10 protein-coding genes are annotated in these 11313 nt (G+C 37.6%); 4 read left to right on the top strand and 6 right to left on the bottom strand.

Translation table 11 applies throughout. From position 1 onward, the window contains the following. Positions 1–95: 95 nt before the first annotated feature. The 3 genes from scpC to FS486_RS18725 form a co-directional block, all read right to left on the bottom strand. On the bottom strand, positions 96–1610 hold the full coding sequence (scpC, locus tag FS486_RS18735; protein WP_144513779.1) for a succinyl-CoA:acetate CoA-transferase ScpC: 1515 nt from the start codon (positions 1608–1610) through the stop codon (positions 96–98). Between the two features lie 224 nt (positions 1611–1834). After that, positions 1835–2479: a LytTR family DNA-binding domain-containing protein gene (locus tag FS486_RS18730; RefSeq protein ID WP_144513777.1), complete on the bottom strand. Its 645-nt coding sequence runs from the start codon at positions 2477–2479 to the stop codon at positions 1835–1837. A gap of 23 nt (positions 2480–2502) precedes the next feature. Next, a complete protein-coding gene (locus FS486_RS18725; RefSeq protein ID WP_144513775.1) occupies positions 2503–3456 on the bottom strand; it encodes a TRM11 family SAM-dependent methyltransferase in 954 nt (317 codons plus the stop codon). A gap of 143 nt (positions 3457–3599) precedes the next feature. Between FS486_RS18725 and FS486_RS18720 the strand changes: the two genes are divergently transcribed. Next, positions 3600–5255, top strand: coding sequence for an FAD-binding dehydrogenase (locus FS486_RS18720; RefSeq protein WP_144513773.1), 1656 nt, complete (start codon positions 3600–3602; stop codon positions 5253–5255). A gap of 97 nt (positions 5256–5352) precedes the next feature. Here the strand turns inward: FS486_RS18720 and FS486_RS18715 are convergent, their stop codons facing one another. Continuing rightward, on the bottom strand, positions 5353–6153 hold the full coding sequence (locus FS486_RS18715; protein WP_144513771.1) for a serine hydrolase: 801 nt from the start codon (positions 6151–6153) through the stop codon (positions 5353–5355). Between the two features lie 91 nt (positions 6154–6244). Between FS486_RS18715 and FS486_RS18710 the strand changes: the two genes are divergently transcribed. Then, positions 6245–7162: an AraC family transcriptional regulator gene (locus FS486_RS18710; protein ID WP_260858163.1), complete on the top strand. Its 918-nt coding sequence runs from the start codon at positions 6245–6247 to the stop codon at positions 7160–7162. An 18-nt stretch (positions 7163–7180) separates the two neighbouring features. Continuing rightward, on the top strand, positions 7181–7600 hold the full coding sequence (locus FS486_RS18705) for a VOC family protein (protein ID WP_144513769.1): 420 nt from the start codon (positions 7181–7183) through the stop codon (positions 7598–7600). Positions 7601–7650: 50 nt separating this feature from the next. On the opposite strand, the gene FS486_RS18700 is transcribed toward FS486_RS18705, so the two are convergent. After that, positions 7651–8889 carry an MFS transporter gene (locus FS486_RS18700; RefSeq protein WP_144513767.1) on the bottom strand — a complete coding sequence of 413 codons (1239 nt, stop codon included), beginning with the start codon at positions 8887–8889 and terminating at the stop codon, positions 7651–7653. Positions 8890–9047: 158 nt separating this feature from the next. Then, on the bottom strand, positions 9048–9224 hold the full coding sequence (locus FS486_RS20250; RefSeq protein ID WP_186321517.1) for a hypothetical protein: 177 nt from the start codon (positions 9222–9224) through the stop codon (positions 9048–9050). A 143-nt stretch (positions 9225–9367) separates the two neighbouring features. On the opposite strand from FS486_RS20250, the gene FS486_RS18695 reads away from it, so the two are divergent. Next, on the top strand, positions 9368–11293 hold the full coding sequence (locus FS486_RS18695; RefSeq protein ID WP_144513765.1) for a GTP-binding protein: 1926 nt from the start codon (positions 9368–9370) through the stop codon (positions 11291–11293). The last annotated feature ends 20 nt before the right edge of the window (positions 11294–11313 follow it).

The raw sequence follows: 11313 nt of genomic DNA, 5'->3' as shown, positions 1-11313 counted from the left end.
ATATAAAAAATAGAAAGGGTTTCGAAATACGACCATTTCGAAACCCTTTTGTCTACAATCTGAACCGATTGCAATACCTGCAATCGGTTTTCTTTTTATACCATTGTTTCTACTTTTTCTAGCATTGTACCGCGTTCTGCTAAGTTCGTATGGAAAGAAAATGCTTTTTCAAGCACATGCGGTGTCTGTCCACCTCTTGATAATGCTTCTTTATAATAATTACGTAGTTGTGCCTTATAGGTTGGGTGGACGCAATTTTCAATAATCAGTCCTGCTCGTTCTCTCGGTGCTAGTCCACGTAGATCAGCGTACCCTTGCTCTGTAACAACTACATCCACATCATGCTCTGTATGGTCTACATGTGCTACGAAGGGAACAATACTGGAGATATTCCCATCTTTTGCGATTGACTTAGTAACAAAGATTGCCACTCTTGCATTACGGGCAAAATCTCCTGAACCACCTATCCCATTCATCATTTTGGTTCCAGAAACATGAGTAGAATTAACGTTTCCATAAATGTCAAACTCCAGAGCTGTATTAATCGAGATTAACCCAAGACGACGAATGATTTCCGGATGATTTGTAATTTCTTGTGGTCGTAATATTAATTTATCTCGATACTTTTCTAAATTACCGTAAACTTTCTTCATCATCTCTTCCGATAGCGTAATCGAGCAGGCAGAAGCGAAACTTACTTTTCCTGCATCGATTAGTTCGAAAACTGAGTCTTGCAGCACCTCTGAGTATACTTGCAAATCGACAAATTCTGAATCGATTAGACCATGTAATACTGCATTTGCAATAGAGCCAATACCAGCTTGGATAGGAGCCAGTTTATTAGTCAATCTGTCTGCTCTCACCTCTTCACGTAAAAAAGAGATTAAATGCTGTGCCATTTCTTTCGTTTCGTTGTCCGGGGGGACAATGGTTGATGGTGAATCTAAATTTTTGGTGAAAACAATTCCTCTAATCTTATCCGTATCAACAAGCATACCGACTGTACCGATTCGATCATCTACTTTTGTTAATGGAATTGGCAGTCTTTGTCCTTGTGCAGCAGGTTCATATAAGTCATGTAGCCCTTCCAATAATTCAGATTGGCCTACATTTATTTCGACAATTATATTTTTTGCATGTGTTACAAAAGATAAAGAGTTTCCAATAGACGTCGTTGGAATAATCATCCCATCCTCCGTTATTGAAACCGCTTCCACAATAGCGAAGTCGATTGTAGGCAAAACGCCAGAACGAACCATTTCTGCTGTATGGGATAAATGTTGGTCTACAAATAGATGCTGCCCAGCATTAATACTTTTTCGCATCGTCGCATCTGCTTGGAATGGCAAACGCTTATGAATGATACCAGCTTCTGATAGTAATTTGTCTAAATCAGAACCTAAAGATGCACCAGTAAATACGTTTACTTTAAACTTTTCCTTCTTAGCTCGCTCAACTAATGCAAATGGAACCGCTTTCGCATCACCCGCACGTGTAAATCCACTTAACCCTAAAGTCATTCCATCCTTTATCCATGAAGCAGCGTCTTCTGCTTGTACGATAAGTTCATGTAAACTACTGTCTTTTATACGCTCTAGATTCATTTCCATTAGTTTGTCCCCCTCATTTAAAGCATTTAAATAATTTTACCCCCTTTTGTCACAATTTAGAAAAATCTTGATGAAAACACCTTTTAATTGATTGAAGCAGAGAATAGGAGAACCAAACCAGAAGGAATTTGTTGTTTATAATATCATTTTGTTCTTTTGAAATAACTATTATAAAAAAACGCTTGAATAATAGGGCAGTTTCCCCTTATGCAAGCGTTTAATGATTAGAATCCTAATAATTTTCGGAAGTAACTAGAATAGGATTGACTCACCGATACTTTTTCATCATTTAACATCGCCAGTACAAACGTAGAATGTGTGTCTGGATAAATTTCTTTTATATGATGGACATTGACTATAAAAGCACGATGACAACGTATAAAGGAATCTCTCGGAAGTCGATATTCAAAGTCTTGAAGTGAGCTAGTATGTGTTCCAGAGAATGTCTTTGTAACAATATACGTCTTTCGATCTCTCGCTTCCAGATAGATTACTTCCGCAAAAGGAATCGGTTTCCATCCGTCCTGTGTCTTAATCGTTATCACTGACTTTCCCTCTGTAAAAGCCGGATAAATTGCTAATACACAGCCATCCAGCTCTCCTTCGTGATAAAACGGTACGGCCATCCCATGATAAGGCACACCAAATACTTCTCGGTCGATAAACTCAGATACCTTTTGTTTGCTGCTCATCGCTTTATAGGCAAGCGTCCCTTCTACAACATGATCACCAGGTGCAATCTTCAAATCCACTCGCTTACTAGACCTGTAATAGATATATTTTTCTTTGTCTGAAACTGCAATGGATATTTCATCTGAAAATAATTCGCCAATTACATCTAAAAGCGCCACAATGGACAAGTCTTTCATCCTGCGATCTCCTTTCGTTTAACCTACTCGCAAACAACTATTTCACGCGAAAACTGTTGTTTTGTTGTAATACAGCGATCTATTATATGAAAGCCAACTGACTCTAATCGCTCATCCATTGACTCAATCGTTACAATAACAACCTTTTTGGCTATTCTTCTGGCATGTTTTAGTATCTCAAATTGCGCTTCCCAAGACACATGTGTATACAAATTATAAGGCAAATCTATAATAGCTACATCGTATGTCTCGGTGATATCTTCGATGGCACTCTTTTTTACATCTCCTGTTAAACCAAAATAAGCGATATTTTCCCTAGAGCCTTCGCAAACGAGCGGATTAATATCACGTCCCACTATATCTATCCCCATTGATAATGCTTCTACTAAAACAGTTCCTATTCCACAGCAAGGATCTATTGCACGTATTCCTTTAGGATGAGGAACTGCAATATTAGCGACCGCCCGTGCTACTCGAGTGCTAAGTGCAGTAGAATATTCCCTAGGTTTTTTAATATGCTCAAACCAAATTGGCTCACTTTTCGTATACATTCCAAAATACCAGCGCCCCTCGTATGGTACTACAGCGTATAGTTGATCTGGATTATGTAAATCGAAATCTCCCTGCATCTCGCTTCCGATTGCTCGCTCTATTTGAAGACGCTCATTATTTTCTACTTTATCTTTTCCTTGTCGATCATTAATTTTTAGAAATATTACTTTGTTTGTTTCTCCTTCCTTACCGAAAGCAGAAGCTTGTACAACTATTTCTTCAACAGTTTCTCCCTCTGCTAAAACCTCCACCCTTCCTTTTATAAAAGGACTTCTACTAGGGTTTATATTCACATGGCTTTTTATAATTTTTAACTCTGTGACTTTTCCAAAAAAAGAGCGCATCTCTAAATGACATAGGGAGCGTTCTGCATCGTTGTATGCAAATGTATAAATGAATGCCGATTGTCGGCTTATATTAGTCAATGTATTCCCTCCAATTAATACTTGTATTATAGCATGCTATATTTTAATTGGCATAAACATAAAATGAATAGATATTCACTTTGTAAAGAAATATAATAATAGTAAGTTTCAGAATTTTAACGCTTATCAAGGGGGAGAGTCTGATGAAATACGATGTAATCGTTATAGGAGCTGGATTAGCTGGGTTAGTTGCAACAGCTGAACTAGCGGATGCAGGTAAAAAGGTATTACTTCTCGATCAAGAACCTGAAGCCTCTCTTGGAGGACAAGCATGGTGGTCTTTTGGTGGATTGTTTCTAGTAGACTCCCCCGAACAAAGAAGACTCGGAGTAAAAGACTCCTATGATTTAGCTTGGCAAGACTGGTTGGGAACTGCCGGATTCGATCGTGAAGATGATGAAGATTATTGGGCCAAAAAATGGGCAGAAGCTTATGTACGTTTTGCAGCAGAAGAAAAACGCGAATGGCTCTATGCACAAGGAATTCGTTTTTTCCCAGTTGTTGGTTGGGCAGAACGCGGAGGTTATTTGGCAGAGGGGCATGGTAATTCGGTTCCACGATTTCATATTGTATGGGGCACTGGACCAGGGATTGTCAAACCATTTGAAACTCGGGTACGAGCAGCAATGGCTCAAGGACTTGTCGACTATAAACCTAGACATCAAGTGGATGAGCTAATTGCGAAGGACAACTGTGTTAAAGGAGTAGGAGGTTCTATCCTTGTCCCTAGCAATGCAGCACGTGGAGAAAAAAGCTCCCGTGAGGTTGTTGGTACATTTCAATATTTTGCTCAAGCCGTTATGGTAACTAGCGGAGGAATTGGTGCCAACCACGATTTAGTTCGAACAAATTGGCCAACTAGACTTGGTACACCCCCTAAACAGATGATATCAGGCGTGCCTGAGCATGTAGATGGGAGAATGCTCGCCATTACAGAAAAGGCTGGCGGACGCCTAGTTAACAAAGATCGTATGTGGCATTACACGGAAGGGATAAAAAACTGGAATCCCGTATGGAAAGATCATGGAATTCGAATTCTTCCTGGTCCTTCTTCTATTTGGCTTGATGCAAGAGGACAGCGTTTTCCAGCACCTGTTTTTCCCGGCTTCGATACGCTCGGTACATTGGAAGCCATTCAAAAGACAGGGTATGACTACTCTTGGTTTATACTAACAGAGAAGATTATTGAGAAAGAATTTGCACTTTCAGGCTCCGAACAAAACCCAGATTTAACTGGGAAAAGTATAAAAGAAGTGTTAAAAAGAATACTCCCTGGACCTACTGCACCAGTAAAAGCATTTATGGACAAAGGCGAGGATTTCGTCGTTGCTAGTAACATAGTAGATTTAGTTGACGGTATGAATAAAATTACAGGTGAAAGCTTACTTGATGTGAATCATATCGAAAGACAATTGAAAGCCCGTGACCGGGAGATGGACAATAAGTTTACTAAAGACCTTCAGATAGCCGCATTAAGAGGTGCAAGAAACTATTTAGGAGATAAACTAATTCGCGTAGCTTCTCCACATAAATTATTAGATCCTAAAAATGGTCCACTAATCGCCGTTCGCTTGAATATCGTTACAAGAAAAACACTTGGAGGATTGCAAACGGATTTGTCAGGACATGTACTGAATGCTTCTGGTAATCCTGTTTCCGGCCTGTATGCCGCGGGTGAAGTGGCAGGGTTTGGTGGTGGCGGTATCCATGGATATCGTTCACTCGAAGGTACTTTTGTGGGCGGCTGTATTTTCACAGGCAGAGAAGTTGGTAGAGCAATTGCCAGGGAATTGAAATAGCATTCCATTATCTTAGAATCTAGCACCCTGACATTCTCCTTTCGTAGGGAGGCGTCATCGTGCTAAATTCTACTATAAACTTAGATAATAGTTCCCTTTATCGCAAATAGTTATATATTTCTTCCCCTATTTCATTTAGAATTCCTTTAGACAATAAATCATCTTCATCTTTTGAAAGCACGGTAGCTATTAATTTCCTACCTTCAACGAAAAAAATGCCGACATCATGGCGGGTTCCTGGAATCCACCCTGTTTTATGAGATAGCTCCCAAGGAGTCATTCCATCATTAAAGTTGGAATATACAGATGGAAGTTTTTCTGGCAAACACTCATTCATTTGTTGTTTTTTCATTATATCTATCATTTGCTCACTAGCATGTGGAGATACTAATGTTCCTGTTGTTAGGGATTTTAAAAGTTTCGCAACGTCGTTCGGGGTGATTTGGTTATACCCTTTTGGAGGAGGAGTACTCAACATTAACTTATTATAAAATGTACTCTTCTCCATCCCAGCTTCTTTCATGGTCTGTGCAATCGCCTCCACTCCTACGAGGTCAATCAATATATTTGTTGCTGTGTTATCACTTTGAATAATCATCAGCATAACAATATCCTGAATTGAAAGAAGTGTACCTGGTGTTAAATGTTGAAGAACACCAGAGCCTCCGACACACTCCTCTTCCTTTAATAAGAGTTGATCAGACAACTTGAATTCTCCCTTTTCAGCAGCAGAAAAAACCGCAACCATAATAGGCACTTTTATAACACTTGCTGCATAAAAAAGTTCCTCGCCATTCAATTCCCATCTTTCGTCCAACTCTAAATCCTCCAAGACAATGCCCCATATGCCCTCTGATCGCTCGATTAAATCTTGTATTCTACTTACAAGCTTTTTCACACTTTATCCCCCTTATTATCTGTACTGCTCTCTTCTTCTCTATTATAATCAAATAATAGGTTATATTATGAACATTTAATAAATTAAAAAGGTGGAAATTACTATTCAACAGGTATTATTACTTCAACAAGTGATTAGCTATATAGACGAGCATATTAAAGAGGAGATTCACCCCGAGAAACTTGCAGCTCTTGTTAGCTATTCTCCCTATCATTTTTATCGACTTTTTTATAATCATACGGGTTATACCGTAATGGACTATGTACAAAAAAGAAAACTGCAATTCGCTTTATACGAATTAGTACAAGGCAAAAAGATTATTCAAATAGCACTGGATTATGGATTTGAAACACATGCCGGCTTTACAAAGGCTTTTAAAAAATGTTTTGGAAGTCCTCCAAGTTTATATAAACTTCATTGCCCAATATCCTTGCCACCAAAGCCTGATTTATTGAGTCTGCGGCAAAAACAGACTGGTGGTATTGTCATGCAACCAAAAATTATAAAGAAACAAGCTTTTACAATTGCCGGTAAAACATATGAAAGTGAAATAGATAAGGTCTCGCACACAAGAGATGCAACTGCTTTTTGGGAACAGAGGATTTCAGAAGATGAAGCAATTGAAGCCACTCTCTATAACCTATTATCACCTGAAAAACATGGAGAGTATTGTATTAATCTAAACAATTCGGCAGTAGACAACAGTTTTATCTATTTTTTTGCAGTAAATTATGATCCGGATACACCACTCCCAACTGGGATAACAAAGTTGCATATTCCTACAGCGACCTATGCCGTTTTCATGTCTCCGCTAGTTGAAGTGGAGCAATTTGTCGCGTCTATTAAAGGAACTTGGCAATACATTTTGGAAGATTGGTTACCTCACTCAAACTATGAAGTGGATGAAAATGTATATGATTTCGAGTATTATGACGAACATTGCCATGACTGGGAATACGAAAAAATATATATGGAAATCTACCTTCCTGTGAAGGAAAAAATTGAATAGATAACGGAGGAATATTAGATGAACAAGAAATTATTAAGAGTAGGAACCATTTACATTCCTGTAACTGATATAGAAATATCTTCACAATGGTATGTAAACAAATTAGGTGCTGAATTAAGTTATAAAGATAAAGACAAAGCAATTCTAAACTTTGCAAATCAAAGTTTTTTCCTTGTTAAATCTAAAGAGGAACAAAGCTCTAACTTCTATGACACGTATGGGGAGGAGCGTTTCTCTATATCTTTCGAAGTAGATGGATTAAATTCTTTAGAAACTATTCATCATGAGTTTATCGAACAAGAAATAAGAGTAGGAAAAATTGAAAATAGAGGACATGACGGAAGAAACTTTGTTTTTTACGATTTAGATGGCAATAAATTTGATGTATGGAGTGAGTTGAGTCAACTGTTTAAAGAAAAGTACTGTATTTCCGAATAAAAGACAAAAAAGCATCAGTCATAGCATAATGCTTTTTTGTTTTCGGGAATTTAGTTGTTTTCTTTTGATTTCTTTAAAACAATATTATATAAAAATAAAACTGGTGTTAATAAAATAGCACTTACAATAATTGCTGTTTTTATAGTAAAACTTGTTGCAATATAACCGATCACAGGACCTCCACCAATTTGACCAATCGCATCTACTTGACCTTTAACCGAGAAAAAGGTTGCGCGGGTAGAAGAGTCCGGGATGATACTGTTCAACCAAATATCTTCTAGGGGATACATGACTTGTCTTGTTACTTGGATAATGACATAAAACACCAATAATCCGGCTATATAAGTAGACACAGCAAAGCCAAGCAAAGAAGTAATAATAACTAAGCTTCCTATCAAAAGTGCCATATAAATTTGTCTAATATTTTGTTGGATTGAGCCTTTATTCACAAAATGTAATGCTATAAAAGAAACTAGAACGACAACAAATTGAATACCTCCCATTAGTAAAACTAAATGTTCGTCTTTCAAAACTGCAATATTAGCTATAGTAAAAAGCTGGGATAGCCATAAGCGATCGAATCCTTCACTATAGAACCCTACAAACAATGCGATTAGAAAAAGCATTCTCATCAGGAAACTAGCTTTCGAATAAAAAATAATCTTAGTCATATTTCCCTTCATATTTTCCCAAGAAGATGTTCTTTTTGTTTTATCCAAAGGTTTGAATTTCTCTTCTTTCATAAAAATAATTAAATACACTGCTAACCCAATCATACATAAACCACCGATAATAATCGGCATATTAATCATGAAAAGCCCCATTAAAATACTCAATGGAATCGCTATAATCTGACCGAGGTTACCAGCCTTTGCTCCGTTTATAAATGCTTTTGAGGCGCGTTCCTCTCCCACTTCATCTGTAATCCACGCTTGCTGTGAACCGCTAGTAAATGTATAACCAATACCCCAGGCAACTTGGGCCAAAAGTACAGTCGTGAAAAAGGGAAACAATCCCTCGATTAAAAACCCACCCCCTATTAAAAAGTACCCGATTATAATGGAGAGCTTCCGGCTTTTTACATCCGAAATTACTCCTGTTGGGATTTCAAATAGGAAAACGGATAATTCTAAAACAGTTCCTACTAAAACAAGTTGCAATGGTTCCAGCATTACAATTTTCACTTGATATAATAAATTTATAGTGAAAATAAATGTAAAAAATAATTGTGATAAAAAACAAGTATAAATGTAAATTCGATATGGATCTCTTGTTTTTAAAATAGACATTTTTCTTCCCCCTCTTCTTGATTATAGAAAGGGACATTATCGTTTTCTTGTCCAAATTTGCGATTATTTAACTATACAAAAATGAGATTATTGGAAGGATAGAAGAAGAGTGAATAGAAAAAGCATGCCGAATCAACTACTCTCGGCATGCTTTTCGCTTATAGTTCCTGATAATCCCTTTGGTATCTTCCGCCATCTTTCACCTCTGAATGATATAGCGCTTTTAAAGCAAAACTTTTTTCTAAATCATGTTCTTTCATTACTTCTTTCAAACGTTTTGTAAGATCCGCACTATGTTTTACCAATTGCTCCATCTTTGTCTTTGAATATTGCATCACCTATTACCTCCTTTCCCATCCATTTGTCTATAAAGTATAACACTATGGGAAGCTTTTTCTTATATTTGCTCCAAATCTAAATTCATTCCTACTTTTTGCTATAATGGAGATACTAGCAAGAAATGAACAGAGGTGACTTCATGTATAAAACAATCGGGATACTTGCACATGTGGACGCCGGAAAAACGACCTTTTCCGAACAGTTACTTTATCACACAAAAAGCATCAGACAAAGAGGTCGAGTAGATCATCAAGATGCCTTCTTGGATAGCCACGATATTGAGAAAAACAGAGGCATTACTGTTTTTGCAGACCAAGGTATATTCACCTATAACCAATCTACTTATTCTATTATTGATACACCTGGGCATATCGATTTTTCTCCAGAAATGGAACGGGCTATTCAAGTGATGGACTACGCCATCATTCTTATAAGCGCAGTAGATGGTGTAGAGGGGCATACAGAAACTGTTTGGCAACTGTTACGGAAACATCAAGTACCCACCTTTTTCTTTATCAATAAAATGGATTATGAAGGAACGGATGCAACAAGCATCTTAGCAGAGATACGAGCTAATTTATCTAAAGATGTTTGTGATATTTCCAAGCTTTTCGACGAGGAATTAATCGAATTTATTGCTGAACGGGATGAAGACCTTCTCGAAAAGTACATGGACACTGGCTTCGATAAAGAACTGTGGGAAGAGACATTCAAACGGATGATACGAAATAACAAAGTGTTTGCCTGTGCCCATGGTTCCGCACTAAAGGATATCGGTATCTCGGAGTTTTTAGAAAAGCTAGATATACTAACAGAAAGCTCCTTTAATTCTAAAGAAGAGTTTGCTGCACAAGTGTATAAAATTCGTCATGATGATACCGGTAATCGAGTCACCTTCCTTAAAGTATTAGGTGGAACGCTAAAAGTACGGGATGAAGTGAAATATAGTAAGCTAACAGAAAAAATAACACAAATTCGACTGTACAATGGGAGTAAGTTTAAAGCTATAGACCAAGCCATAGCTGGAGAGCTAGTTGCAGTAACAGGTCTTACAAATGCATCCATCGGTGACGGAATTGGGGCTATTACAGATAAGACGACGTTTGATATGGTTCCAACTTTAAAGTCGAAAGTGATTTTTGATACTTCAATCCATGTCAAAGAAGTGTTACGCTGTTTTAAAATATTAGATGCAGAAGACCCCTCTTTAAGTGTTTATTGGGATGAACATTTTCAAGAAGTTCACGTACATGTGATGGGTGTGATTCAGCTTGAAGTACTTGAACAACTAGTCTTGGAACGTTTCCATTTTCCCGTATCCTTTGGAGAACCGAGAATTCTTTATAAAGAAACTATCGACTCCACAGTTAAGGGATACGGTCATTTCGAGCCGTTAAAACATTATGCAGAAGTACATCTTTTAATCGAGCCTGCAGATAGAGGCAGCGGAATTTCATTTGCCAATGTGTGCCATGCGAATGATTTATCTATTGGTCACCAAAACCTTATTCATCATCATTTGTTGGAACGAGATCATCATGGATTACTTACCGGTTCTACGCTAACCGATGTAAAAGTTACATTACTAACAGGAAGAGGACATAACGAGCATACGCATGGTGGAGATTTTCGAGAGGCAACTTACCGTGCATTACGTCAAGGATTAGAAAAAGCCGAAAATGTATTGCTTGAGCCATTTTACAATTTCAAGATAAAGGTGGACATGGACCTAATAGGAAGAGTTTTAGCTGATATTCAACAAGCACATGGCACCTTTAATGCTCCTGAAAATATAGGAGATAAAGTAATCGTTACGGGACGAGTACCTGTCGCAACTTTCATGAATTACAGCACAGCATTTGCTTCGTTCACACATGGTAAAGGAACCCTAAACTTGCTATTTGGTGGATATGACCGTTGTCATAATACGAATGAAGTGATTGAAAAAATTGAATACAATAAAGAAGCAGACCCTGAATATACATCCACTTCTATTTTCTGCGCTAGAGGAAAAGGATATAAAGTCCCTTGGGATGAAGCAGAAGAAGCTATGCATTGTCTATAAATAAGTATTGGAGGGAATAT

This window comes from Bacillus sp. FJAT-22090, from assembly GCF_007676755.1.
Taxonomy (GTDB): domain Bacteria; phylum Bacillota; class Bacilli; order Bacillales_A; family Planococcaceae; genus Psychrobacillus.
Note: the sequence above shows the minus strand (reverse complement) of the source record. Positions and strands in the feature narration are given on the sequence as shown.